General features: G+C 68.1%; 23 protein-coding genes and 1 tRNA gene. 9 read left to right on the forward strand and 15 right to left on the reverse strand.

From position 1 onward, the window contains the following. Positions 1 to 9: 9 nt before the first annotated feature. The 3 genes from KQ297_RS06635 to KQ297_RS06645 form a co-directional block, all read right to left on the reverse strand. Positions 10 to 201: a hypothetical protein gene (locus KQ297_RS06635; protein WP_259738724.1), complete on the reverse strand. Its 192-nt coding sequence runs from the start codon at positions 199 to 201 to the stop codon at positions 10 to 12. Between the two features lie 63 nt (positions 202 to 264). Continuing rightward, positions 265 to 336, reverse strand: a tRNA-Gly gene (locus tag KQ297_RS06640). 99 nt (positions 337 to 435) lie between these two features. After that, positions 436 to 1,587 (reverse strand): alanine--glyoxylate aminotransferase family protein, encoded by a 1,152-nt coding sequence (locus tag KQ297_RS06645; protein ID WP_259738725.1) that lies wholly within the window; start codon positions 1,585 to 1,587, stop codon positions 436 to 438. A gap of 119 nt (positions 1,588 to 1,706) precedes the next feature. On the opposite strand from KQ297_RS06645, the gene cbiD reads away from it, so the two are divergent. The 5 genes from cbiD to mrdA all read left to right on the forward strand — a co-directional run bounded on the left by cbiD (position 1,707) and on the right by mrdA (position 7,413). Next, positions 1,707 to 2,867, forward strand: coding sequence for a cobalt-precorrin-5B (C(1))-methyltransferase CbiD (cbiD, locus tag KQ297_RS06650; protein ID WP_259738726.1), 1,161 nt, complete (start codon positions 1,707 to 1,709; stop codon positions 2,865 to 2,867). A 35-nt stretch (positions 2,868 to 2,902) separates the two neighbouring features. Further along, positions 2,903 to 4,501, forward strand: a complete 1,599-nt coding sequence (gene guaA, locus KQ297_RS06655) for a glutamine-hydrolyzing GMP synthase (protein ID WP_259738727.1) — start codon at positions 2,903 to 2,905, stop codon at positions 4,499 to 4,501. Between the two features lie 95 nt (positions 4,502 to 4,596). Further along, a complete protein-coding gene (locus KQ297_RS06660) occupies positions 4,597 to 5,205 on the forward strand; it encodes a hypothetical protein (RefSeq protein ID WP_259738728.1) in 609 nt (202 codons plus the stop codon). An 83-nt stretch (positions 5,206 to 5,288) separates the two neighbouring features. After that, entirely contained in the window at positions 5,289 to 5,654 is a 366-nt protein-coding gene (locus KQ297_RS06665) for a hypothetical protein (RefSeq protein WP_259738729.1), read from the forward strand. Positions 5,655 to 5,658: 4 nt separating this feature from the next. Then, positions 5,659 to 7,413 carry a penicillin-binding protein 2 gene (gene mrdA / locus KQ297_RS06670; RefSeq protein WP_259738730.1) on the forward strand — a complete coding sequence of 585 codons (1,755 nt, stop codon included), beginning with the start codon at positions 5,659 to 5,661 and terminating at the stop codon, positions 7,411 to 7,413. Here the strand turns inward: mrdA and KQ297_RS06675 are convergent. The 4 genes from KQ297_RS06675 to KQ297_RS06690 form a co-directional block, all read right to left on the reverse strand. Beyond that, the gene (locus KQ297_RS06675; protein WP_259738731.1) at positions 7,398 to 8,531 is read right to left on the reverse strand and encodes a glycosyltransferase family 1 protein; all 1,134 of its coding nucleotides are present in this window, start codon (positions 8,529 to 8,531) and stop codon (positions 7,398 to 7,400) included. The genes mrdA and KQ297_RS06675 overlap by 16 nt on opposite strands. 30 nt (positions 8,532 to 8,561) lie before the next feature. Then, the gene (locus KQ297_RS06680; RefSeq protein ID WP_259738732.1) at positions 8,562 to 9,758 is read right to left on the reverse strand and encodes an NAD-dependent epimerase/dehydratase family protein; all 1,197 of its coding nucleotides are present in this window, start codon (positions 9,756 to 9,758) and stop codon (positions 8,562 to 8,564) included. 92 nt (positions 9,759 to 9,850) lie between these two features. After that, the gene (gene psb34 / locus KQ297_RS06685; RefSeq protein WP_185464751.1) at positions 9,851 to 10,018 is read right to left on the reverse strand and encodes a photosystem II assembly protein Psb34; all 168 of its coding nucleotides are present in this window, start codon (positions 10,016 to 10,018) and stop codon (positions 9,851 to 9,853) included. 69 nt (positions 10,019 to 10,087) lie between these two features. Next, the gene (locus KQ297_RS06690; protein WP_259738733.1) at positions 10,088 to 10,906 is read right to left on the reverse strand and encodes a thiazole synthase; all 819 of its coding nucleotides are present in this window, start codon (positions 10,904 to 10,906) and stop codon (positions 10,088 to 10,090) included. A gap of 128 nt (positions 10,907 to 11,034) precedes the next feature. Here KQ297_RS06690 and KQ297_RS06695 point away from each other — a divergent pair, with 128 nt between their 5' ends. Beyond that, positions 11,035 to 11,607: a hypothetical protein gene (locus tag KQ297_RS06695; protein ID WP_259738734.1), complete on the forward strand. Its 573-nt coding sequence runs from the start codon at positions 11,035 to 11,037 to the stop codon at positions 11,605 to 11,607. 28 nt (positions 11,608 to 11,635) lie between these two features. Here KQ297_RS06695 and KQ297_RS06700 read toward each other — a convergent pair whose 3' ends face one another. From KQ297_RS06700 to rpmI, 3 genes are read right to left on the reverse strand one after another with little or no spacing between them, the layout of a single operon-like run. Then, the gene (locus KQ297_RS06700) at positions 11,636 to 12,268 is read right to left on the reverse strand and encodes a tetratricopeptide repeat protein (RefSeq protein WP_259738735.1); all 633 of its coding nucleotides are present in this window, start codon (positions 12,266 to 12,268) and stop codon (positions 11,636 to 11,638) included. A 47-nt stretch (positions 12,269 to 12,315) separates the two neighbouring features. Next, on the reverse strand, positions 12,316 to 12,663 hold the full coding sequence (rplT, locus tag KQ297_RS06705; RefSeq protein WP_185464747.1) for a 50S ribosomal protein L20: 348 nt from the start codon (positions 12,661 to 12,663) through the stop codon (positions 12,316 to 12,318). Between the two features lie 55 nt (positions 12,664 to 12,718). Continuing rightward, the gene (gene rpmI / locus KQ297_RS06710) at positions 12,719 to 12,919 is read right to left on the reverse strand and encodes a 50S ribosomal protein L35 (protein ID WP_185464746.1); all 201 of its coding nucleotides are present in this window, start codon (positions 12,917 to 12,919) and stop codon (positions 12,719 to 12,721) included. Between the two features lie 93 nt (positions 12,920 to 13,012). On the opposite strand from rpmI, the gene KQ297_RS06715 reads away from it, so the two are divergent. Further along, on the forward strand, positions 13,013 to 14,572 hold the full coding sequence (locus KQ297_RS06715; protein WP_259738736.1) for a SpoIID/LytB domain-containing protein: 1,560 nt from the start codon (positions 13,013 to 13,015) through the stop codon (positions 14,570 to 14,572). 55 nt (positions 14,573 to 14,627) lie between these two features. Further along, positions 14,628 to 16,043, forward strand: a complete 1,416-nt coding sequence (locus KQ297_RS06720) for a glycosyltransferase family 2 protein (protein WP_259738737.1) — start codon at positions 14,628 to 14,630, stop codon at positions 16,041 to 16,043. A gap of 11 nt (positions 16,044 to 16,054) precedes the next feature. Here KQ297_RS06720 and KQ297_RS06725 read toward each other — a convergent pair whose 3' ends face one another. The 5 genes from KQ297_RS06725 to tig all read right to left on the reverse strand — a co-directional run bounded on the left by KQ297_RS06725 (position 16,055) and on the right by tig (position 22,054). After that, complete coding sequence (locus tag KQ297_RS06725; RefSeq protein WP_259738738.1) at positions 16,055 to 17,776, reverse strand: DNA polymerase III subunit gamma/tau; 1,722 nt, start codon at positions 17,774 to 17,776, stop codon at positions 16,055 to 16,057. Between the two features lie 34 nt (positions 17,777 to 17,810). Continuing rightward, positions 17,811 to 18,491, reverse strand: coding sequence for a lecithin retinol acyltransferase family protein (locus KQ297_RS06730; protein WP_259738739.1), 681 nt, complete (start codon positions 18,489 to 18,491; stop codon positions 17,811 to 17,813). Positions 18,492 to 18,582: 91 nt separating this feature from the next. After that, on the reverse strand, positions 18,583 to 19,923 hold the full coding sequence (gene clpX / locus KQ297_RS06735; protein WP_259738740.1) for an ATP-dependent protease ATP-binding subunit ClpX: 1,341 nt from the start codon (positions 19,921 to 19,923) through the stop codon (positions 18,583 to 18,585). A gap of 89 nt (positions 19,924 to 20,012) precedes the next feature. Continuing rightward, positions 20,013 to 20,654, reverse strand: a complete 642-nt coding sequence (clpP, locus tag KQ297_RS06740) for an ATP-dependent Clp endopeptidase proteolytic subunit ClpP (protein ID WP_185464741.1) — start codon at positions 20,652 to 20,654, stop codon at positions 20,013 to 20,015. Between the two features lie 47 nt (positions 20,655 to 20,701). Next, on the reverse strand, positions 20,702 to 22,054 hold the full coding sequence (tig, locus tag KQ297_RS06745) for a trigger factor (protein WP_259738741.1): 1,353 nt from the start codon (positions 22,052 to 22,054) through the stop codon (positions 20,702 to 20,704). A 423-nt stretch (positions 22,055 to 22,477) separates the two neighbouring features. Here tig and KQ297_RS06750 point away from each other — a divergent pair, with 423 nt between their 5' ends. Then, complete coding sequence (locus tag KQ297_RS06750; protein ID WP_259738742.1) at positions 22,478 to 23,581, forward strand: aspartate-semialdehyde dehydrogenase; 1,104 nt, start codon at positions 22,478 to 22,480, stop codon at positions 23,579 to 23,581. Positions 23,582 to 23,584: the final 3 nt, after the last annotated feature.

Here is a 23,584-nt window from a genome sequence, read left to right on the forward strand (position 1 = left end):
ATCGCCATGTCACAGGGATCTGAGCAACGAAGCCAGTATCTCCGGGATGCGGCCGTGCACGAATCCCGGGCCCGGGCTGCTGCCCAGCGGGGTGATCTCACCGAAGCCGCACAGGCGCTTCTCAAGGCTCTGGACTGTGAGCGTCGGGCCGGAAGCGTCGGTCCCCAGATTCTCCAGGTGATCAAGCCGCGATCCTGACATTGTTGCAATCACCAATCCACACCTTGATCAGGTAGTTCTGAGGGTGATTGCTGCAGCTTGAGAAGCGGGTGACCGGACTCGAACCGGCGACGTTCAGCTTGGGAAGCTGACATTCTACCACTGAATTACACCCGCATTTTTTCATCTTAGCAAAGGGCCAACCATCGCAGGGCGAGCGGTCCAGGGTGGGTTGCCAGCCCTGGACAACTGGTCTTCGGTTTCCCAGCAGGCCCCTCAGGCGGCCAGTTCCCGGGCTGCAGCGGCCAGACCGGCTCCCACCGGCTGACGGGCCGCCCCCAGCTCCTGCAGGGTCGCCTCGATGGCCGCAACAGCGGTCAGCACTTCGCGATCGCAGACAAAGCCCAGGTGACCGATGCGGAACACCTTGCCCTTGAGGTGATCCTGGCCTCCCGCTAGCAGGATGTCGTAGCGCTCCTTCACCTTCTTGCGCAGCACCTCGGCGTCGAGACCCTCGGGAGCCACTGCTGTGATCGCCGGGCTGCCGTGGCCTTCCGCGGCGTAGAGCGGCAGACCGATGGCAACCATGGCCGCCTGGGTGGCCCGCTGCAGCCGGGCATGGCGCGCGAAAATCGCCTCCAGCCCTTCCTGCTGCATCATTCCCAGGGCGGCTTCCAGGGCGTAATAGAGAGTCACCGGGGGGGTGAAGGGGTTGCTGTCGGCGGCGGCCGATTTCCGGTACTTGCCCAGATCGAGATAGAACTTGGGCAGATCCGAGCGCTTGTGCGCCTCCCAGGCCCGCTCGCTCATCGCCACAAAGGCCAGGCCCGGCGGCATCATGTAACCCTTCTGGGAGCCGGAGCCCACCACATCGAGGCCCCAGGCATCCACCGGCACCGGGCAGGCCCCCAGGCTGGTGACGCAGTCAGCCACCACCAGGGCCTGGCCATGGGCATGCACGTGACGCGCGATCGTCTCCAGGTCGTTGATCACCCCGGTGGAGGTTTCCGAATGGGTCAGGATCACTGCCCGGATCCGCTTTTCGCTGTCGGCCTCCAGGGCCAGGCGGAAGGCCTCCGGATCGAGGGGCTGGCCCCAGTCGGCGCGGATCACCTCCACCTCCAGGCCATAGGCCCGTGCCACCTTCACCCAGCGTTCACCGAACTTGCCGTTGTCCCCGCAGAGGACCTTGTCACCCCGGCTCAGCACGTTGATGATCCCGGCCTCCATGGCGGCGGTGCCGCTGCCGGTGAGGGCCAGCACATCCCCGTCGGTCTGATGCAGCCACTTGAGCTGCGCGGTGGTGCGTTTCACGATCGCCTGGAATTCGCCGCTGCGATGGCCGATCGGGTGGCGACTCATGGCCAGCAGGACGGTTTCCGGCACCGGCGTCGGGCCGGGGATCATCAGGGTGAGCTTGTCCTGCATGGGGTGCGCTGGGGGGACGGGCGCGGCGGCCCAATCCGCCACCTTAAAAAACCAAGGTCCCCCCACCTCACAGCTCCGGTGCTTACCCCCCGTTCAACTCAGCCCCCCAGGCTCTGCCCATGACCACCGCAACGCCGTTCACCCTGCCGGTCTGGGTGGCGGCCGCGGCCCGAGCGGGCCTGGAGGTGCTGCTGGAGGCCGAAGGGATCCCAGCCGCCGGAGCTTCTTCCGGGGTCTCCAGGGAGGTTCAGCCGCTGGAGCTGCTGGAGCCGCCCGGAGTCGAGCTGGTGCCGGTGGAGGGGGCCTCCTCCCTCGGCGACGGCCAGGCCCTGGGCATGGCCCGCTGCGATCCCGGCGACGGCCTCGATCTCACCCGGGGTTTGCTGGTGTGGGTGCGGGCGAGCTGGTGGGATCCTCCGCAGGGAGCGGAGCCACCGCAGCGGCTGCGTCTGGAGGCGGGGGAGGGACTGGGGGTCCTGGCCGCCACCCGGACGCTGTGCCTTTCCGCCTATGCCCGCCGCCTGCTGGAGGTCAACCTTCTGCCCCTGGTGCCAGCCGGCCGTGGACTGCAGCTCCAGCTGGTCTTCCCCAGGGGCCGGGAGCTGGCCGGCCGCACCAGCAACGAAGCCTTCGGGGTGGTGGAGGGCCTGGCCCTGATCGGCACCCAGGCCGTGGTGCAGCGCAGCGCCTCCCCGGATCGCCTCCAGGAATGCCTCGAGGCCTTGCGCCAGTGGCCGCACTCGCCCAGTCCGGCCGATCTGGTGCTGGTGATCGGCGAGAACGGTCTCGATCTGGCTCCCCGGCTCGGTCTGCCTGCCCACCTGCTGCTCAAGGCCGGCAACTGGCTCGGGCCCCTGATCGTGGCGGCGGCCGAAGCCGGCGTCGAGCGGCTGCTGCTGTTCGGGTACCACGGCAAGCTGATCAAACTGGCGGGCGGGATCTTCCACACCCACCACCACCTGGCCGATGGTCGCGCCGAGGTGCTCACGGCCCTGGCCGCCCTCGAGGGGCTGGCTGGCCCGCCCCTGGAGCGGCTGTTCGCGGCGCCCACGGTGGAGGCGGCCCTGGCCGGCTTGCGGGAGCTCGATGCGCCCCTCTCCGCCCGCATCGAAGCTCGGCTGGCCCTGGCGATCGAGGTCCGCAGCCAGGCCTACCTCGCCCGCTATGGCCGTTTCCCGATGCGGATCGGGGCTGCCCTGTTCGATCGACAACGGCAGTTGCGGGTGGCCGGTCCCTGCGGGCGGGAGCTGCTGGAGGCTTTCCGGCACGGCCTAGGGTGAGCCCAAAAGGCCTGGCAGGCCGTCATTCGGTCGTTATGTCCCACCCGTCCCCTTCGACCGAGCAACCCGAGAGCTCTCGTCTGCCGGCGATCGTGATCCTTGATTTCGGCTCCCAGTATTCCGAGCTGATTGCCCGTCGGGTGCGGGAGACCGAGGTGTATTCCCTGGTGCTGGGCTACGCCACCAGCATCGAGGAGATCAGACGTCTGGCCCCGAAGGGAATCATCCTCAGCGGCGGCCCCAGCTCCGTCTACGACCAGGGGGCGCCTCGCTGCGATCCCGCCCTCTGGAGTCTGGGGATTCCGGTGCTGGGGGTCTGCTACGGCATGCAGCTGATGGTGCAGCAGCTCGGCGGCCAGGTGGAGGCGTCGGGCAGGGGTGAATACGGCAAGGCTCCCCTGTATGTGGATGACCCGATCGATCTGCTCACGAACGTGGAGCATGGCTCCACGATGTGGATGAGCCACGGCGATTCGGTTCAGGCCCTGCCGCCTGGCTTCAGCCGGCTGGCGCATACCGACAACACCCCGGAAGCGGCTGTGGCCGACCACGAGCGGCGTCTGTATGGAGTGCAGTTCCACCCCGAAGTGGTGCATTCCCACGGCGGGATGGCCATGATCCGCAATTTTGTTTATCACATCTGCGGCTGCGAACCCGACTGGACCACGGCAGCCTTCATCGATGAGGCACTCGCTGATGTGCGTGAGCGGGTGGGGGACAGGCGGGTGCTGCTGGCGCTCTCTGGAGGGGTCGATTCCTCGACCCTGGCGTTCCTGCTGCACCGGGCGATCGGTGATCAGCTCACCTGCATGTTCATCGATCAGGGGTTCATGCGCAAGGGTGAACCTGAGTTCCTCACCGAGTTCTTTGCCGCTCAGTTTCACATTCGGGTTGAATACATCAATGCCCGGGATCGCTTTCTCACCAAGCTTGATGGCATCACGGATCCCGAACAGAAGCGCAAGATCATCGGCGCTGAATTCATTCGCGTGTTCGAGGAGGAAAGCAAGCGGCTCGGTCCCTTCGATTACCTCGCCCAGGGCACCCTCTACCCCGATGTGATCGAATCCGCTGGTACCAACGTCGATCCCAAGACCGGTGAGCGGGTGGCGGTGAAGATCAAGAGCCACCACAACGTAGGCGGCCTGCCCAAGGATCTGCAGTTCAAGCTGGTGGAGCCCCTGCGGCGCCTGTTCAAGGACGAAGTGCGCAAGGTGGGACGCAGCCTCGGTCTGCCTGAGGAGATCGTGCGCCGCCACCCTTTTCCCGGGCCTGGTCTGGCGATCCGCATCCTTGGAGATGTGACCGCGGAGAAGCTGAACATCCTGCGCGACGCCGATCTGATCGTGCGCCAGGAGGTGCAGGAGGCGGGTCTCTACCACGAGATCTGGCAGGCCTTCGCCGTTCTGCTGCCGGTGCGCAGCGTCGGCGTGATGGGGGACAAGCGCACCTATGCCTATCCGATCGTGCTGCGTTGTGTCTCCAGCGAAGACGGCATGACCGCCGATTGGTCCCGCCTGCCCTACGACCTGCTGGAGCGCATCTCCAACCGGATCGTCAATGAGGTTCACGGGGTGAACCGGGTGGTGCTCGACATCACCAGCAAACCCCCCGGAACGATCGAGTGGGAATAGGTCAATAGGTCAGGGCCAGGCCACGGGATGAACGTGGCCTTGGAGCTGGCCCCGCCGGTCGGCGTTCGATACCATCGGCTCCCGGCCTTTTTCCCTTGACCGCCGTCACCCAGCAGGATCCCCAGGTGCAGCGCCGTCTGCAGCAGGACAGCATTCAGCTGGCGGGGAAAACCATCTTCCTCAATCCCTTCCTCTACTGGCGTCGATTCGATGCCAACACCGATCGCTGGCTGCGGGAGCCCGGCCAGCTCCAGGAGGAGCAGATCCTGGCCAACCGTGGCCGGTTCTACCCGGAAGTGCACTGGGGGGAGATCAGTGACACCGAGCGCCAGATCAAGGACGGCGCCGTGGAGATGTTCATCAAGAGCCTGGAGCTGATCAGCACCTTCCATCCCGATCTCAGCGCCGGCCACCTGCTGGAGGTGGAGCGCAAGATGGCAGTCACCAAGAAGCGGGCCTTCGAGCGCTGGGTGCAGAAGTCCCTGCAGCGTCGCCAGAGGCAGGAGCTGCGTGAGCGCCGCCGCTTCGATCGCGAACGGGCCCTCAGGGGGTGGGGCGAGTGGTTCGGTCTCGACATCACCCGCCAGGCCCTGCTGCCCTTCACCGCAGCCCTGGCCCTGGCCGTGGTGGGCGGCTGGTGGGTGGGCTCCCGGGAGTTCTGCCGTGCGGTGATTCTCGAACCCGGCATTCAGCGCACCCCCTGAGCCATCCTCCGGCCTGCTGGACGCCAGACTGGGGGAACAGTCCGGTGGTGCTCGCCAGCGGCCTTCGCTTCAGGAGTCCTGCCATGGCTGCCGATCCTTTTGACGCCCTGCGGCTCACCCTGATGGAAGACCTCCTTCCTGTCGGGATCGCTGTGGTCGATCGCGCCCGCCGCGGTGGTCCCCGCCAGGTGGTGGAGGCCTTCACCGCCTCAGGTGATCCCCTTTCGCAGCTGCGTCAGGAGGGAGATGCGGCCGCCAGGGCCGTGCGCGAGAGCCTCGATCAGGTGCAACCAGGGCTCGGCAACCCTGTGGTCAGGGTGGAGGTGCGCGACATTCCGCCCGACCCCCCCGCTGATCCCGCTGGCCCGGAGGAGCTCCAGGCCCTGCAGGAGGCGCTGGCGCGCATGTCCGAGCGGCTGGAGCAACTCGAGCGTCGTCTCGGGGACTGAGGCGATGGCCAGCGGATTCCTGCCCGGCACGTCGCGGCAGTCGGGAATGAGCCATCAGCCCGCCTGGTTGCTGGCCGTGGTGCTGCTGGCGGCCTCGGCGATGGGGGCACGCCTGGCCTGGCTGCAGCTGGCCCAGGGTCCCGAGAACCGCCTGCGGGCCGACCAGAACCGCATCCGGCTGGTGCCCCGTCACCCTGTTCGTGGCCGCCTGCTCGATCGCCATGGGGAGGTGCTGGCCACCAGCCGCCTCACCTACAACCTCTACCTGCAGCCGCGGCTGGTGTCCCAGGACCGCTGGCCAGCCCTGCGTGACAGGCTCTCGGCGCTGCTGGGGCTGCCTTCCGAGCGGCTCGAGCAGAACTACAGGCAGGGACTCCAGGGTGATGCGGGGTATCGGATCGAGCTGGCGGACTCCCTCAGCAGTGTCCAGGTGCTCCGCTTCCGTGAACAGGCTTCGGCTCTCGATGGCGCCGAGGTCGACGTCGATTACCTGCGCTCCTATCCCGGTGGCCGGCTGGCGGCCCATGTGCTCGGGTACACCAGCGGCATCACCGAGGAGGAATACGACCGCCTGGGTGACAAGGGCTACCGGGTGCAGGACCGCATCGGCCGCACCGGCCTGGAGCGGGTGTACGAATCCCATCTGCGGGGCGAGTGGGGCGGTCAGCAGCTGGAGGTGAATGCCGCCGGCCAGGTGCAGCGGGTGCTCGGCGACAAGCAGGCCCGTGCCGGCAAGGATCTGCGCCTCACCCTGGATCTCGAGCTGCAGCGCACCGCCGAGAAGGCCCTCGATGGGGTGGCCAAGGGGGCGATCGTGGCCATGGATCCCCGCACCGGCGCCATCCGGGCCATGGCCAGTCGCCCCAGCTTCGATCCCAACATCTTCTCCACCGGACCGACCACAGCCCAGTGGAACGAGCTCAACCGCCCGCAGGCCCCCATGCTCAACCGGGCGATGCGGGCCTTTCCCCCAGCCAGCACCTTCAAGCTGATCAGCGCGATCGCCGGGCTGGAATCGGGGCGCTACGGTCCGGGCTCCACCATCCCCACGTCCAACTCCTTCTGCTACGACGGCCAGTGCTACGCCGACCACGGCAGCTACGGCAGCATCGGCTTCCCCATGGCCCTGGCGGTGAGCAGCAACAGCTTCTTCTACCGCCTGGGGCTGAAGGTGGGCTCCGAGGAGTTGTTCAAGGCGGCTCGCCGCCTGGGCTACGGCAGCCTCACCGGCATTGAGCTCAGCGATGAGGAGAGTCCCGGGCTGCTGGGGGACAAGGCCTGGAAGAAGAAGGTGCTTGGGGAGCCCTGGACCTCGGTCGACACGATCACCTCCTCGATCGGCCAGGGAGCCGTTGCGGTGACCCCGCTGCAGATGGCGCGGCTCTACGCGGCCGTGGCCAATGGCGGCTGGCTGGTCACGCCCCACCTGGTGGAGCAGGACGCCCCCCGGACCTGGATCGGTCTCAAGCCCACCACCATCAAGGTGCTGCGCCAGGGCCTGCGGGAGGTGGTCACCAACGGCACGGCCACCACGCTCAACGATCCGAGGCTGCCTGCTGTGGCCGGCAAGACCGGCACCGCCGAAGACCCGCCCCGGCCGGATCACGCCTGGTTCGGCGGCTATGCGCCGGCCGGCAACCCCGATCTGGTGATCATTGCCTTCGGCGAGAACAGTGGTGGCTACGGCGGCACCGTCGCTGTGCCGATGGTGAAGGCCCTGCTGGCCACCTGGTTCAGGCCGGCTCAGGCCGCCAGCTGAAGATCGGCTCCGGCCACATCGCGGTAGAAGCGGCGAAGCTGGGCTGTGGCGCCGGCCCAGCCCCAGCGCTCGGCCTCGTGGCGGGCCGCCAGCCTCAGTTCCTCGCGTCGCTTGGGGCTGGCCAGCAACCGCAGGGTGGCGGCGGTGAGGGAGGAGTCGTCGTCGGGGTCGTAGAGGCAGCCGTTGACCCCATCGGTGACGATGTCGGGGATCCCGCCCCGGTTGGCACCCACCACGGGGCAGCCTGCCGCCATCGCTTCCAGCAGCACCAGCCCCAGGGTTTCGGTGCTGGAGGGGAACAGGAAGGCATCGGCGCTGGCAAAGGCGCTGGCCAGTTCCTCGCCACCCAGGTAGCCCACGAAGGTGGTGGCGGTTCCTTCGAAGACCTTCTCCAGCTGCGCCCGGTGGGGGCCGTCGCCGACCAGAGCCAGCCGGGCCTGGGGCAGGGCATCGAGTACGGGACGGATCCGCTCGATCTGTTTCTCAGCCGAGAGCCGACCCACGTAAAGCAGCAGGCTGTCGCTGTCGGGATGGTGGCCCATCAGGCGGCGCCGCATGCGGTCCGAGCGCAGCTCGGGGCGGAACATCTCGGTGTCGACGCCCCGTTGCCAGAGGGCGGTGTGCTGGATGCCCCGCTGGCTCAGTTCCTCCACCATTGCCGAGGAGGTGCAGAGATTGAGCACCGCCTGGTTGTGGGCGGCCTTGAGCAGCTCCCACAGCAAGGGCTCCAGCACTCCCATGCCGTAGTGCTCGAGGTATTTGGGCAGGTGGGTGTGATAGCTCGCCACCAGGGGGATCTGGCGGGTTCGCGCCATCCAGATGCCCCCCAGGCCCAGCACCGCCGGGTTGACCACGTGCACCACATCCGGCTGGAACGCTTCCAGGGCCTCGGCGACGGCCGGACGGGGCAGGGCGAGCTTCAGCTCCGGGTAGAGCGGCAGGGGCATGGCCGGCACGCCGATCACCCGGGCGCCCATGTAGATGGCCGGGGCCCCTTCGGGGCAGAACAGCAGCACCTCATCCCCGGCGCCCACCAGGTGCTCCACGGTCTTGGTGAGACGCGTGACGATGCCGTCGACCTTGGGGAGGAAGGTTTCGGTGAACAGAGCGATCTTCACGGGAGCCGCTGGTGGGGCATGATCCTCGGCTCAGACCGTGGCCTTGAGGGCCGCGGCCTGGGTGGTGGTCCAGGTGGACACGCAGGGGATGCGGGAGCGGTCGCAGCGGTCAGCCCAGCGCCGGGCCACGTCGACCACTTCACTGAGCAGACCGTCTTCCAGGGTGGTGGGCTTGAGTCCGAGCTCGATCAGGCAGCGGTTGTCGACGATCAGATCATTCTCGATCGCCTCCTTGCGCGGGTTGGGCAGGTGGCTGACCTGGGCGCCGGTGACCGCCGCCACCTTCTCGGCCAGGTCCTTGACCTTGTGGCTTTCGGTCATCTGGTTGTAGATGCGCACCTTTTCGCCGGAGCTGGGTGGGTGGTCGATCGCCAGCTCCACGCACTTGACCGAATCGCGGATGTGGATGAAGGCGCGGGTCTGGCCGCCCGTGCCGTGCACCGTGAGCGGATAGCCGATGGCGGCCTGCATCAGGAAACGGTTGAGCACCGTGCCGTAATCGCCGTCGTAGTCGAAGCGGTTGACCAGGCGCGGATCCCGGTCGGTGAGATCGGTGTTGGTGCCCCAGACGATGCCCTGGTGCAGGTCGGTGACGCGGATGCCGTCGTTCTTGTTGTAGTAGTAAAAAAGAAGCTGATCCAGCGTCTTGGTCATGTGGTAGACGCTGCCCGGATCGGTGGGATGCAGGATCTTCTCCCGGAAGCGGCTGCCGTCGGCCTGGGGCACTTCCACCGTCAGGTAGCCCTCGGGAATCGTGGCGCCACGGTGGGAGCCGTAGCCGTAGACCCCCATGGTGCCCAGGTGCACGATGTGGATGTCGAGGCCGCTCTCCACGATCGCGCAGAGCAGGTTGTGGGTGCCGTTGACGTTGTTGTCGACCGTGTAGCGCTTGGTGGTGCTCGATTTCATCGAGTAGGGCGCTGCCCGCTGCTCGGCGAAATGGACCACGGCTTCCGGGCGCTCGCTGCGCAGCAGCTCCAGCAGCAGCTGGTAGTCCTGGGCGATGTCGAGGTGCACGAAGCGGATGGCCCGGCCACCTGTTTCCTCCCAGGCCCGCAGGCGATCGCTGACGGTGGCGATCGGAGTCAGGGATTCCACCCCCAGATCCACGTCGATCTTGCGGCGGCTGAGGTTGTCGACCATGACCACGTCGTGCCCGGCCTCGGCCAGATTCACGCAGCAGGGCCAGCCGCAGAAGCCGTCGCCGCCGAGAACGAGAACCTTCACGTCTGAACTCCTGCTGAACGAGCCGATGCTCCTCGGGGCAAGCTACTACAGGCGTTCCGCCACCCCCTGGCGAAGGGATGGGATCAGGGAGCTCAGCTGATGCCCGCCGCCACCGCCACCATCAGCAGCACCAGAACCACACCGCCGACCAGCAGCAGGGTGGTGGATCGGCTGCGCCCAGTGCCCGTCTCGATCACTTCCATGCGGGGCTCCCTGGCGAAGGCGTTGAGTTTGCCGCCGTCTTCCTCGGTGACCGACATGGCTTGGGCGCAAAGAATGCCGCAAATTACCGGGGGTCGCCGGCCTTGCCCCTGCCCTGAGAAGGACTGTTACGGGACCGGGGGCTGAGCCGGGGAGCCGACGCGACCCTGCTGCGGCGAACTGGCGCTGGCCTCGGAGCGGACCGGCAGCCGCCCCGCCAGGTAGGCGGTGCGACCCGCCTCGGTGGCCATGGCCATCGCCATCGCCATCGCCGCCGGATCGCCAGCCATGGCGATGGCGCTGTTGATCAACAGGGCGTCCGCTCCCATCTCCATCGCCTGGGCTGCCTCGCTGGGCACGCCGATGCCGGCATCCACCACCACCGGCACCCCGGAGTTTTCAATGATCAGCGCGATGTTGGCGGCGTTGCGGATTCCCTGGCCGGAGCCGATCGGGGAGCCCAGCGGCATCACCGTGGCGCAACCGGCCTCCTCCAGCCGCCGGGCCAGCATCGGATCGGCGTTGATGTAGGGGAGCACGGCGAAGCCTTCCTTCACCAGGGTTTCCGCGGCCTGCAGGGTGCCGATCGGATCAGGCAGCAGATGCCGGCTGTCGGGGATCACCTCCAGCTTCACGAAGGTGTTGTCCTCCTGCCCGGCCAGACGCGCCAGTTCCCGGCCGAGCCGTGCCACCCGCACCGCCTCTTCGGCGGTGGCGCATCCGGCGGTGTTGGGGAGCATCCAGTGGCGGCTCCAGTCGATCGCCTCGATCAGCCCCTGATGCCCGGCGGCCTGGGACTGCACCCGGCGCACCGCCACGGTGACGATCTCGCAGGAGCTGGCCGCCAGGCTGTCGGTCATCGCCGCCAGGCTCGGATACTTGCCGGTGCCGGTCATCAGGCGGCTGCGGAAGGGCCGTCCTGCGATCACCAGGGGGTCGCTGTCCATTCGGATGTGGTCGAGGCCTCAGCCAGGCCGCGAAACTACCGCGAACGGTGGCCGCAGCGGCTGTTCCAGCCCGGCCGGCAGGGCTTCACACCCTTAGCCTGCGTGGACGTGCTCCCGGAACACTCGCGATGCCGCTGCTCCTGCCGTTGCTGCTGGCTGCCGCCGACCCCCAGCTGGCCATGAATCCCCTGCCGGTGGGCAGCGTCGTGCCCTTCGGAGCGCCGCCGTCGTCATCGATTGAGGTGTTCGAGACCGAGCTGGGGCCGGTCGAAACCTTCGATCCCAAGGGCCGGGCCGTCGAACTGGCCCGTGAGCTGCCCAGGGTCTGGTCGGGCGTCTACCGCTCCTTCAGTGGAGGCGCCCCCCAGCCGGTGCTGCTGCGCCTGGTCGAAGCCACCCCGATGGGCCAGATGGTCGACCTGCGCGGCGAGATGCAGGTGGGTGAGACCACGGTGGGGGTGCAGGGCAACCTCAACGCCAAATCCGACCAGCTCGATCTGCTGATGCTCTGCGATTGCGAAGTCGGCGGGATGGAGTCGGGTGGGGAGATCAGCGGGGTGCAGGGGCTGGAGCTGGCGGGCTGGGTCGCGCCGCGCCTGACCAATCCCGGCGGTCGCTTCGACCTCCGGCCTGTGGTTGAGGAGGCAGCCTCCCCTGCAGAAGCTCCTGCCACAGGAGCTCCGATTCGTGGTCTCTGGTGAGCCGCTGGTGTCTGGGGCCCAGGCCGCCTCAGGCGGCTTTCTTCGGCCCTGACTCCTTCTTGGCGGAACTGGCGTTGGCGGCCGTGCTCGAACGTCCGGCGGACGGGGCCATCCCCTTGGCTCCAGGCTCGGCTGAATCAGCGGGGAAGCGGCGATCCAGCAGCTTCAGGCGCTTGCTGGTGGTCTTGTTGGAGGGATCGAGGGCCAGAGCCTGGTTGTAGGCCTGGCGTGCCTCTTCGTGGAGAGCCTGCCTCTCGAGGGCATAGCCCAGGTTGTTGAGGGCCACGGGGTAATCCGCCTTGGCCTGCAGGGCCAGCTTGTAGTGACGGATGGCCGCGGCATGGTTGCCTTGAGCAGCCAGAGCGAAGCCCAGGGCGTTCTGCATCAGCGCCCGCGCTTCACCGGGTTCGCCATCCGAGCGCTTCAGAGCCAGCTTGAGGGAGTCGACGGCCTGGTCGTAGAGGCGTTTGCGCAACTGCACCGAGGCCAGCTCGTAGAGCGTGGCGGCGTCCTTCGACTCCTCCTTGACCTGGTTCTCCAGCTTGGCAAGACGAACTTCATCGGCCCGCACGCGCCAGACCTGCAGCCCGATGACGACGGCGGCACCACCCAGCAGAACGATCAGGCCGATCAGATAGGCCTGTGGAAGGAGAAGGTCCATCGGGCCTGCAGGGGGGTCAGCGCGGAGTGGGTGCGGCGTGGGTCAGATCAGGAGCGGGCGGCGCCCACCACGTCGCTGAAGCTGCCGGGATCAGCCAGGGCCAGCTGGGCCAGCATCTTGCGGTTGAGAAGAACGTCGGAGCGCTTGAGACCACCGATCAGCCGGCTGTAGCTGAGACCGTTGAGGCGAGCGGCCGCGTTGATCCGGGCGATCCAGAGGCGGCGGAAATCGCGCTTGCGCCGGCGACGGTCGCGGTAGGCATTGCAGAGGGCCTTCATCACCCGCTGGTTGGCGGTGCGGAAGAGGCTGCCGTTGCTGCCCTGGAAGCCGCGGGCGAGACGGAGGATCTTGTTGCGGCGTTTACGGGCGACATTGCCCCTCTTGACGCGGGCCATGGAGAACTCTCGGTTGGACGGTTGAAATTCAGGAGCAGCTGGCTTTCGCCGGGCCTCAGCCTGCGTAGGGGAGCATGAGGCTCACGTTGTCGGCATCGCGCTCATCGACCACCGCCATGGTGCCGAGGTAGCGCTTGCGCTTGGGGCTCTTGTGATCGAGCAGGTGGTTGTGGAAGGCGCGGCGACGCATGAACTTGCCACTGCCGGTCATCTTGAACCGCTTGGCAGCTGCTTTGCGGGTCTTGAGCTTCGGCATGTCTGACGCCCGTTCACAAACAACCAAAGTACGACGTTGATGCCCCTTCCGCCAACTCCTTCAGGATCTTCCCCCCGGCCGTACGGTTTTGCCATGCGTTTCCTCGCCCCGTCCTTCCCGCGGTCGCTGCCGCGCCTGACGCCGCTCGCCCTGGGGTTCGGCGGCTCTCTCCTGCTGGCCCCGGGCTGCCGCGCCATGCCGGCTGTCGCCCTGCACTGGCCCACCCCGCCCCGCCCGGCGATCGAGCTCACCCGGCCGGTGCTCTGGGTCGCCCTGGGCTCCCGGCTCGGCCCGGCCCCCGGCGTGGCCGCGGCCAAGGCCCCTCCCCTGCAGCTGAAGGCGGCCTCCGGTCGCCTGGAGCTGCAGGATGCGAGCGGCAGAACGCTGCAGGGCTCCACCCTCAGCCTGCGCTGGCGGGAGCGGCCCCTGCAGGAACCCCTGCTGATCGAGCGCAGCGTCCTGGGCCCCTTCTCCAGTTTTGAAACGGCTGATCAGGCAGCCCAGGCCTGGCGCCGGCTCGGTGTGGAGCCCGTGATCGCCCATCCGGCGGAGTGGGAGGTGTGGGCTCCTGCCGGGACAGCTCCCCCCGAAGGCTTTCAGGTCAGGACCTGGCGGCGGGAGGTGACAACCCGCCTGGAGCTGGAGGCCACCGGCGCTGATGGCAGCGTCATCGCGCTGCAGGGCCCCCTGCGCCTCAAGGCCCCGGCGGGGTTGCGCTGGGGCAAGGGGGTGTTCCAGGGGCCGTTCCGCTTGCAGCCCAATGCCTACGGCGGCTGGAGCCTGATCGAGCAGGTGCCCCTGGAGCGCTACCTGCTGGGAGTGGTTCCCCATGAGATCGGTGCGGGCTCTCCCGCGGCGGCCCTTGCCGCCCAGGCCGTTCTCGCCCGCACCTGGGCCCTGCGCAACAGCCATCGCTACGACGTCGATGGCTACCACCTCTGCTCCGACACCCAGTGCCAGGTGTACGCCGATCCGCGCCTGGCCGGTGGCGCCGTGCGCCGAGCCGTGCAAGCCACCCGGGGGCAGGTGCTGAGCTGGCAGGGCCAGCCGATCCACGCCGTTTATCACGCCAGCAACGGTGGCATCGCCGCCGGATTCGAGGAGGCCTGGAGCGGCGCGCCCCTGCCCTACCTGCAGGCCCGCCCCGATGGCCCTCCGGCCTTTGCCAAGCGGTTTGCCCTGCCGCTGCCCGCCGCCAGCCTGCCTGAGCTGCTGCGCGATGGCAGAACCGCCTACGGCGCCGGCCATCCCCTCTTTCGCTGGAGCCGCCAGCTGAACGCCACCCGGATCCGCCAGGCCCTTGAGAAAGGGCCCGGGGGTGTGGGGCAGCCCAGCGCACTGAAGGTCCTCGAGCGCGGCCCCAGCGGCCGGGTGCTCGCCCTTGCGGTGGTGGGCAGCACAGGGCAGCGGGTGCTGCGCCTCGACGCGATCCGCCGCACCTTCCGCCAACTCCCGAGCACCCTCTTTGTGGTCAGGCCCGACGGGCCGGGCCGCTGGAGTTTCAGCGGGGGTGGCTTCGGCCATGGCGCAGGCCTCTCCCAGCAGGGGGCCATCGATCTGGGGGGGCGCGGCTGGAGCCAGCAGCGGATTCTGGCGCACTATTACCCGGGCACCGAGCTGGTCCCCCTGGAAGTCCTCAGTGGGGGCCTTTAGAGTTCGCAGCGATGCGGACCAGCCAGGCCGGCGCGGTTGCCATGACGGAGTTGCCATGACACCCACCGGTTCCAGCTCCGACGGCCGTCGCGGCAAAGCCGCCCTGTTCGTCGTGCTCTGCGGCTGGGCCGGGGTCGCACCCCACTGGCTGGAGCCGCCCCGCAATCTTCTGCCCGCCACCAGCCTCACCCTCCTGCTCGGCGCCTACGTGGTGCGCACCGTGCTGGGACAGCTCTGGCGTCGCAGCCGGCCCCGGTCTTCAGCAGACTGCGCCATTCCTGAGACGTTGGTCGGCGAAGGCTCCTGGCCTGGGCCCTGGCCGGCGGTGGATGTGGTGGTGGCGGCCCGTGATGAGCAGGCCGTGATCGGTCGTCTGGTGGAGCGGGTCAGCCGTCTGCGCTACCGCCATGGGGTTGTCCGCCTCTGGGTGGTGGACGACGGCAGCGAGGACCGCACCCCTGAGGTGCTCAAGGCCCTGGAGGCCAGCACACCGATGCTGCAGGTGCTGCGACGGCCCCGCCACGCCGGCGGTGGCAAGTCCGGCGCCCTCAATGCCGTGCTCGGGCGCCTCGAGGGCCGCTGGATGCTGGTGCTCGACGCTGACGCCGGCCTTCAGGAGGATCTGCTCGAGCGGCTGATCCCGCAGGCGGAGCAGGGCGGCTGGTCGGCCATGCAGCTGCGCAAGGCTGTGGTGAATGCGGGCTGCAACCTGCTCACCCGCGCCCAGGCCATGGAAATGGCCCTGGATTCGGTGGTTCAGGAGGGCCGGCTGGCCAGCGGTGGCGTGGCGGAATTGCGGGGCAATGGTCAGCTGCTGCGCCGGGAGGCGATCACCCGGGCCGGGGGGTTCAACGAGGAGACCGTCACCGATGACCTTGATCTCAGTTTTCGGCTGCTGCTGGCCGGCGAGCCCGTGGGCATCCTCTGGGATCCCCCCGTGGAGGAGGAGGCGGTGCTCACCCTCCCCGCCCTCTGGAGGCAACGTCAGCGCTGGGCGGAAGGGGGCCTGCAGCGCTTCTTCGACTATTGGCCAGGGCTGCTCTCCAAGCGCCTGAACTCCTCCCAGAAACTGGATCTCACCAGCTACTTCCTGCTCCAGTACGTGCTGCCGATGGTCTCGGTGGTTGACCTGCTCACGGCGCTGATCACCCGCACGCCCCCCACGGTCTGGCCGTTGTCGCTCGTGGTCCTCGGGCTTTCCGGCGCAGCGATCGTGGCCGGCTGCCGCCGACCCAGCGATGGCCCTGCTCTACCGGCGATGAATCCCCTGGCGGCTGCGCTGGGCATCGCCTATCTGATGCACTGGTTCGTGGTCATCCCCTGGGTCACCCTGCGCATGGCCCTGTTGCCCAAGCGCCTGGTCTGGGCCAAGACCCAGCACCTGGGCGGTGAGAGCGGCAGTGAAGGCGAGGGTGATGACCTCGTTGCCGGCACTGACCCGCTGGCGGATCCTTCCACCCAGGCCTCCTGACCCGGCCTGGTTCATTCCTCCAGGCGGACCACTTCGCCGTTGAAGAAGTCGGCCAGACGGCGGGCCTGATCGTCGAGCGGTTGCCGCTCTGATCGCTCACCGGGCTCGCCGGGCCGGGCTGGCTCAGGTGCCGGGGGCGGTCCTGGCGGTGGAGTCGGGACTGGTGGGGCTGGCACCACCGGCTCCACCTGGACCACAGGCACCACCGGCACCGGCACCAAGGGTGGGGACACGACCGCGGCCGCCACAGGACTGCTGCCGGGCTGCTCGGATGCTTCCAGCAGCACCTGGCGGGGGCTGCCCAGGGCCTGGAGCAGGGCGGACTCCAGCAGGGGAAGCCGGCTCTGCACCATGGCGATCCACTTGCCGCTGACCCGCACCACGGCCCGTTGACCATCAAGGCGCAGCAGAGAGGCCTGCTGGGAGAGCAGCATCCGGGTGGAGGGCAGCTCCAGGCTGGAGAGGATCTGCTGCCAGAGCTCCCCGAGATCCTGACTCTCCGGGCCAGCCGCAGGGGCTGGCGGAGCGGCAGGGGGAGCGGCCGCTGGAGCGGCTGGCTGGGCCTGGGGCGGTGCTGCAGGCTTCGCTGCTGGCGCTGCTGGCGCTGCTGGGGGACTGTGGTGGGACGTGGCGGCCTCGGCGATCAGCCCCAGCAGCAGCACCTCCAGCCAGAGCCTGGGCTGGGCGCTCTGGCGCAGTTGCTGTTCGCTGCCCTTGAGCTGCGCCTGCCAGCTGAGCAGCCTCGCCTTGCCGATGCGGCGGGCCTGCTCGGGCAACAGAGGCTGCAGCTGGGCACTGACCGCGGTGAGTTCCAGCCGGTCCGGGGCCACCCCGGCCAGCACCAGATCCCGCAGCAGACTGGCCAGACCCTGCAGCAGGGCTCCCGGCTCCCGGCCCCGATCGAGCAGGCGGCGGCAGGTCTCGAGGATTCCCACGGGATCACCTGCTCCCATGGCGACCACCAGGTCCAGAAGCTCCTGCTCTGGCACGGCGCCGAGCAGTTCCCACACCGCCGCAGCCTCGATCGGCGCGCTCAGCAGGCTGAGCTGGTCGAGCAGGCTCTCGGCGTCCCGCAGGCCCCCCTGGGCCCGCAACGCCACCACGTGCAGGGCCTCCGGGGTGATGCCGATCTCCTCTGCGCCGGCGATGAAGCGCAGGTGGCCCTCGAGGGCCTCCAGGGGAATCCGGCGGAAATCGAAGCGCTGGCAGCGGGAGAGGATCGTGGGCAGCACCCGCTGGGGATCGGTGGTGGCCAGCACGAACACCACCCGCGGCGGGGGTTCCTCCAGGGTCTTGAGCAGGGCGTTGAAGGCGGCGGTCGAGAGCATGTGGCACTCATCGATCACGTAGACCTTCCAGCGGGCCTGCACCGGCGCGAAGCGGGAGCGCTCGATCAGTTCACGGATGTTGTCGACACCGGTGTTGGAGGCGGCATCGATCTCGATCACATCCAGGGCGTTGCCGGCGGTGATCGAACGGCAGAGCTCACAGACCCCACAGGGTTCGGGAGTGGGTCCTGCCGCTTCCAGGCAATTGAGCGACCGCGCCAGGATCCGGGCGCTGGAGGTCTTGCCCGTGCCCCGGGGTCCGCTGAACAGGTACGCCGGTGCGATCCGGTTCTGGCGCAGGGCACTGCTGAGGGTGGAGGCGATCGCTTCCTGCCCCACCAGCTGGTCGAAGCGCTGGGGCCTGTATTTCTGGGGCAGGGGCAGGTAGGCACGGGCCTGGGTCATGGCGGGTGCTCCCCGGACGGCCTGGGCCATGAGGCTACTCAGAGGGTTTCGGGGCCAGCAGCCGCTCCAGGCGGTCCTCCATCTCCTCCACCTCCTCCAGCTGATCGGCCAGGTTCTGGGCCGCCAGGCGCAGGGTCACGAACTGCTCGGAAGCGCCGTCTCTGCCCTCCCCCCAGCGCGCTTCGGCCCGGGCCAGTTCCGTCTCCAGTTTCTGCTGCAGCTTCAGGCGCAGGCCATCGAGTTGCTCCAGGCTCTGCTGCGCCAGCACCCGGCCCTTCTCCAGCTGCGCGCCATCCAGGCTGAGGCCCTTCCGGAGCAGCAGGCGCACGCCGGTGATCAGGGCCGCCGGCACGAGCTGACCAAGCATCAGAGCGCCCAGGCTGCCGGTGTGGAGCCAGCCCTCCACCTGGGCGCTGCGGTGACGACCGGTCTTGCACCAGATCGCGAAGTGTTCGCAGTTGTTGAAGATCAGGTTGTAACGCTGCTCCCCCAGCCGTCCCATGGCCCGGCGCAGGGTCACCCCCGGCGGGGAGATCTCGGCCGGGTCATAGGCCACGGGCTCCACGGTCTCGCCGCGGCTGAACGCGTCGAGGGGAGAGCGCAGGATCTCGCGTCCCTCGAGGTAATGGGCCACGGTGCCATCGCCCAGGTCGATGCCGTGGTGGTTGAACAGCCCGTGCTGCCGGGGCACCTCCAGATGGTCGGCGGCTGCCATGGGCTGTGATCGAGGAAAGGTGCAACCGATTCACCCTGCCGCCGGGACCTCATGCCGGGCAAGGTCGGTCAGGGGTGGATTGCCGCTCAGGTCAGGCCGATTCCTGCTGGTTGACCACGCTGGGATAAGGGAGCACCTTGGCCTTGCTGCGCTGCTCCACCAGCTCACGGGTGATCGTGTAAGTGGTGACCTCGCTGTCGGAGGGCAGGTCGTACATCAGATCCAGCATCAGCTCCTCAACGATGCCGCGCAGGGCTCGGGCACCGGTGCGGCGCCGATGGGCTTCTAGGGCGATCGCCTCGATGGCGCCGGGTTCGAATTCCAGGCGCACGCTGTCCATGCTCATCAGCGTCTGGAACTGCTTGATCAGGGCATCCCGCGGTTCTGTGAGGATCGACTCCAGGGAGTGCACGTCGAGGGGCTCCAGCACGGCGCTGACCGGCAGTCGGCCGGTGAATTCCGGGATCAGCCCGTAGCGCACCAGGTCGTCGGGTTCGAGGTGGCGCAGCACCTGGCTGGCCTTGAGTTCGCGATGGCCGCGGCCGCGGCCGTCCGCCGGGATGAAGCCGATCGAGTTGCGGCCCAGCCGCCGCTGCACCACGTCGTCGAGGCCGACGAAGGCACCGCCGCAGATGAACAGGATCTGACTGGTGTCGATCTGAATGCAGTCTTGATAGGGATGCTTGCGCCCCCCCTGGGGCGGCACGTTGGCGACGGTGCCCTCGAGCATCTTGAGCAGGGCCTGCTGCACCCCTTCACCGGACACGTCGCGGGTGATCGAGGGGTTCTCGCTCTTGCGGGCGATCTTGTCGATCTCGTCGATGTAGATGATGCCGCGCTGGGCCTGCTCCACATCGAGATCGGCCTTCTGCAGCAGACGCAGCAGGATGTTCTCCACGTCCTCACCCACATAGCCCGCCTCGGTGAGGGTGGTGGCGTCAGCCACCGCGAAGGGCACGTCGAGCAGTTCAGCCAGCGTTTGCGCCAATAGGGTCTTGCCGCAGCCAGTGGGGCCGATCAGCAGGATGTTCGACTTGTGCAGGCGGGTGGCGGAGTGGTCAGCCTCACCTTTGCCGTCGCCTTGCCAGGCCAGCCGCTTGTAGTGGTTGTAGACCGCCACCGAGAGCACCTTCTTGGCCTCGTCCTGACCCACCACCTGCTGGTCGAGGAAGGCCTTGATCTGCTGGGGCCTGGGGATGCTCGCCAGGGTGGGGGCCGGTTTGCTGCTCTTCTTGACGGCCGGCTTGCGGGCCGGGTCGCCGTGGGCCCTTGCACTGCCGTGGCTTTCGACCAGCTCTTCGTCGAGGATCTCATTGCAGAGATCGATGCACTCATCGCAGATGTAGACGCCTGGGCCGGCGATCAGTTTGCGCACCTGCTCCTGAGACTTGCCGCAGAACGAGCACTTGAGATGGGCGTCGAACTTGGCCATCGGGCTGGGGCGTCCTGGTCAGGGGGTAGGGCATGGTCCGGCCTTCCAGGATCGGCCGGAACCGGAGGTTCGTCAGCAGACCTTAAGGATCAAACCGGAGTGGTGTCATCAACGACACGATCGATCAAGCCGTAGCTCAGGGCCTCGGGCGGAGACAAAAAGTAGTCGCGGTCGGTGTCTTCCGCAATCTTCTCGAGGGGCTGACCGGTGTGCTCGGCCATCAGACCGTTGAGGGTGTCCTTGAGAAAGAGGATCTCCTTGGCCTGGATTTCGATGTCCACCGCCTGTCCCTGGGCGCCCCCCAGGGGCTGGTGGATCATGATCCGGGCGCTGGGCAGGGCCATCCGCTTGCCCTTGGTGCCGCCTGAGAGCAGGAAGGCCCCCATGCTGGCTGCCAGGCCGTAGCAGATGGTCACCACGTCGGGGGCCACCTGCTGCATGGTGTCGTAGATGGCCAGGCCCGAGGTGACGGACCCCCCGGGGGAATTGATGTAGATCTGAATGTCCTTTTCGGGGTCCTCGGCCTCCAGGAACAGCAGCTGGGCCACCAGGGAGTCGGCCACCTGATCGTCGATGCCGGTGCCGAGGAAGATGATCCGCTCCCGCAGCAGGCGGGAATAGATGTCGAACGCCCGCTCGCCTCGCCCGGACTGCTCCACCACCGTTGGCAGCACGCCGGGTGAGGCCTGCCAGGTGTTCTGGATCGGGTGGGAGCGAAGGGCTTCGATCACGCGGCCGGGGCAGGGGAAACGGTGCAGGCGTTCAATCTATGGCGGCCTCAGGCCTGGTCGTCGGCCTCGGCGGCCGGCTCGGCTTCAGGCGCTTTCTCGCTGACGGTGCTGTTGGCCTCGAGCCACTCCAGCAGGGTCTCCCGCAGCAGGTCTTCGCCCACGGCTTCGCGCAGGCGAACCGGATCGATCGAACTGGTGTCGCTCAGGCCCTGGCTCACTTCCTTGACCTTGGCCTCGATCGCTGCGGCCTCAGGCCGGATGTCTTCCGCCTCGGCCAGGGCCTTGAGGGCGAAGCTGCGCCGCAGCCGCTGCTCGGCCTCGGGCCTGGAGCTGTCCATCAGGTTGCGCACCAGGTCGGGGGTGAACAGCTTCTTCACATCCATCCCCTGCTGGGCGATCTGTGAGGCGGTCTGCTCGATCAGGGAGCGGATCTCCTGCTGGATCAGGGTCTCGGGCAGATCCACCTCCAGCTGCTCCACCAGCGAAGCGAGCAGGGCATCGTGGCGGCTGCGGCGAGCCCGCTGCTCGGTGTCCTCCCGCAGGCGGGTCTCCAGATCGGTTCTGAGCTCCGCGAGGGTTTCCTTGTCGCTGGCCTCCTTGGCAAAGGCGTCGTCGAGGGCGGGCAGCTCGCGCGCCTTGAGCTCCTTGAGGGTGATGGTGAAGCTGGCCTCCCGTCCCTGGGCCGCCTCCTGGGGGTAGTCGTCTGGGAAACGGCAGCTCACCTGTCGCTCCTCACCCACGGCCATGCCGAGGATGCCCGCCACGAAGCCGGGGATCATCCGGCTTTCCTCCAGTTCCACCTCCATCGCGTCGGAGCTGCCGCCCTCGATCGCCTCATCGGTGTCGACGAAGGTTCCGCTGAACGCCACCACCGCCAGATCGCCGCTGGCCGCGGGCCTGTCCTCCACGGGCACCAGGGTGGCCAGCTGGCGGCGCGATTGCTCGAGCATCTCGTCGACCCGTGCGGGGTCGTAGCTGATCAGCTCGGCCTCGGCCTTGAGCCCTTTGGTGGCCTTGAGGCTGGGGGTTGGTTGCACGTCCAGCTCAAGGGTGAGGGTGAGGTCCTCACCGGGGCTGAAGCGCTCCAGCAGGGCCTCGAAGCCTTCGCTCAGCTCCGGGCTGCTCAGGGCTTCGATCTTTTCCTGCTCCAGGGCGTCCCGCCAGACACTGTCCACCAGGTCTTCGAGGGCGGTGGCGCGAATCCGCAGCGGGCCGATCTGCTGCAGCAACACCGGACGGGGCACCTTGCCCTGGCGGAATCCGGGCAGCCGCACGCTGCGGCTCAGCTTCGCCACGGCGGCCTCGTAGCTGGCCTGGGAGCGGCCGCCGGGGACGGCCACCTCCAGCGCCAGCCTGCTGCCGGGACGGGGGCTGGTCTTGACCTTCAAAGCGGAGCTCATGGAGAAACGGCCGGGACCGCGACGATGCAGCCCGCGATCCTAAGAACTCATGCTCCTGGGCCTCCTCCGTGCCCTCCAAGGGCATCGCCAGTGCCCCGGAGGAGGCGCGGGCAGCGTATTGTGTGAGAGACGACATGCGGTCGTTGATATCCCCTGGACCATTCGGTTCCGCTTCGAGCCTTCGGTCCACCGTGCTCAGCTCCCTCCTCCTCACGGAGCGTGACGCTGGCCCAGGCTCCTCAAGTCTTTCCCGTTCCCCCGCAACTCTTCCAACCTTCCTTCAGCCCCTTCTGATGGCTCATCCCGGTTCACCGGAGCCATCCCCATCCGCGCCAATGGCGTCTGCCTTGACCCACCCCGGGTGCCCCCTTGATCGGGTCCAGGCCCAGCCACAAGGACCAGCGTTTTCACCCCCTGTTGCCGTTGTCAACCACTGCCACCGCTCAACCTCTGCCCAGGCGGCCCCTGACCGTGGCCGTGCTCGGAGCCACGGGTGCTGTGGGCCAGGAGTTGCTGGCGCTTCTGCACGAACGCCGCTTCCCGGTCGGTGAGCTGCGGCTTCTGGCGTCCCCCCGCTCCGCCGGACGAGGGCTGATCTGGCAGGGCCGTGAGCACAGCATCGAGGCGGTCGACGCTGCCTCTTTCCAGGGAGTGGATGTGGTGCTGGCCTCCGCCGGCGGCTCGATTTCCCGGCGCTGGGCTCCGGTGGCGGTGGAAGCCGGCGCCGTCGTGATCGACAACTCCAGTGCCTTCCGCCTCGATCCCGAGGTGCCGCTGGTGGTCCCCGAGGTGAATCCCGAGGCGGCCCAGGGCCACCGGGGAATCATCGCCAACCCCAACTGCACCACGATCCTGCTGACCCTGGCCCTGGCGCCTCTGCAGTCCCGTCGTGCGATCCGGCGGGTGGTGGTGAGCACCTACCAGTCGGCCAGTGGTGCCGGTGCCCGGGCGATGGAGGAACTGCGTGAACTCAGCCGCACCGTGCTCGATGGGGGGGAGCCGGTGAGCGAGGTGCTGCCCCATTCCCTGGCCTTCAATCTCTTTCTGCACAACTCACCGCTCCAGCCCAGCGGCTACTGCGAGGAGGAGCTCAAGATGCTGCACGAAACCCGCAAGATCATGGGTCTGCCGGAGCTGCGGCTGTCGGCCACCTGCGTGCGGGTGCCGGTGCTGCGGGCCCACTCCGAGGCCGTGAACATCGAGTTCGAGCACCCCTTCCCCGTCGCGGAGGCCCGGGCTCTGCTGGCGGCGGCCCCGGGGGTGGAGCTGCTGGAGGATTTCGACGCCAACCGTTTCCCGATGCCCACCGATGTCGCCGGCCGTGACCCGGTGGCGGTGGGACGCATCCGCCAGGACCTCAGCGAACCCAACGCCCTCGAGCTCTGGCTCTGCGGCGATCAGATCCGCAAGGGAGCGGCGCTCAATGCTGTTCAGATCGCCGAGTTGCTGCTGGATCCAGCCTGGCGTGAGGCTGCTGCCCAGCCTGCCGGGGCTCCCTCTGAAGCCGCTGTGGGAGGTGCGGTTTGAGCG

The organism is Synechococcus sp. CS-205, assembly GCF_025128255.1.
Lineage (GTDB): Bacteria > Cyanobacteriota > Cyanobacteriia > PCC-6307 > Cyanobiaceae > Regnicoccus_A.

Bases quoted from the DNA above. Each gene is read 5' to 3' on its own strand.
- KQ297_RS06715 (WP_259738736.1), top strand. From the start codon at position 13,013: ATGCGTTTCCTCGCCCCGTCCTTCCCGCGGTCGCTGCCGCGCCTGACG.
- cbiD (WP_259738726.1), top strand. From the start codon at position 1,707: ATGACCACCGCAACGCCGTTCACCCTGCCGGTCTGGGTGGCGGCCGCG.
- mrdA (WP_259738730.1), top strand. From the start codon at position 5,659: ATGGCCAGCGGATTCCTGCCCGGCACGTCGCGGCAGTCGGGAATGAGC.
- KQ297_RS06730 (WP_259738739.1), bottom strand. From the start codon at position 18,491: ATGGCAGCCGCCGACCATCTGGAGGTGCCCCGGCAGCACGGGCTGTTC.
- psb34 (WP_185464751.1), bottom strand. From the start codon at position 10,018: ATGTCGGTCACCGAGGAAGACGGCGGCAAACTCAACGCCTTCGCCAGG.
- KQ297_RS06700 (WP_259738735.1), bottom strand. From the start codon at position 12,268: ATGGACCTTCTCCTTCCACAGGCCTATCTGATCGGCCTGATCGTTCTG.
- guaA (WP_259738727.1), top strand. From the start codon at position 2,903: ATGTCCCACCCGTCCCCTTCGACCGAGCAACCCGAGAGCTCTCGTCTG.
- KQ297_RS06720 (WP_259738737.1), top strand. From the start codon at position 14,628: ATGACACCCACCGGTTCCAGCTCCGACGGCCGTCGCGGCAAAGCCGCC.
- clpX (WP_259738740.1), bottom strand. From the start codon at position 19,923: ATGGCCAAGTTCGACGCCCATCTCAAGTGCTCGTTCTGCGGCAAGTCT.
- KQ297_RS06725 (WP_259738738.1), bottom strand. From the start codon at position 17,776: ATGACCCAGGCCCGTGCCTACCTGCCCCTGCCCCAGAAATACAGGCCC.
- KQ297_RS06690 (WP_259738733.1), bottom strand. From the start codon at position 10,906: ATGGACAGCGACCCCCTGGTGATCGCAGGACGGCCCTTCCGCAGCCGC.
- rplT (WP_185464747.1), bottom strand. From the start codon at position 12,663: ATGGCCCGCGTCAAGAGGGGCAATGTCGCCCGTAAACGCCGCAACAAG.
- KQ297_RS06645 (WP_259738725.1), bottom strand. From the start codon at position 1,587: ATGCAGGACAAGCTCACCCTGATGATCCCCGGCCCGACGCCGGTGCCG.
- KQ297_RS06635 (WP_259738724.1), bottom strand. From the start codon at position 201: ATGTCAGGATCGCGGCTTGATCACCTGGAGAATCTGGGGACCGACGCT.
- KQ297_RS06695 (WP_259738734.1), top strand. From the start codon at position 11,035: ATGCCGCTGCTCCTGCCGTTGCTGCTGGCTGCCGCCGACCCCCAGCTG.
- rpmI (WP_185464746.1), bottom strand. From the start codon at position 12,919: ATGCCGAAGCTCAAGACCCGCAAAGCAGCTGCCAAGCGGTTCAAGATG.
- tig (WP_259738741.1), bottom strand. From the start codon at position 22,054: ATGAGCTCCGCTTTGAAGGTCAAGACCAGCCCCCGTCCCGGCAGCAGG.
- KQ297_RS06665 (WP_259738729.1), top strand. From the start codon at position 5,289: ATGGCTGCCGATCCTTTTGACGCCCTGCGGCTCACCCTGATGGAAGAC.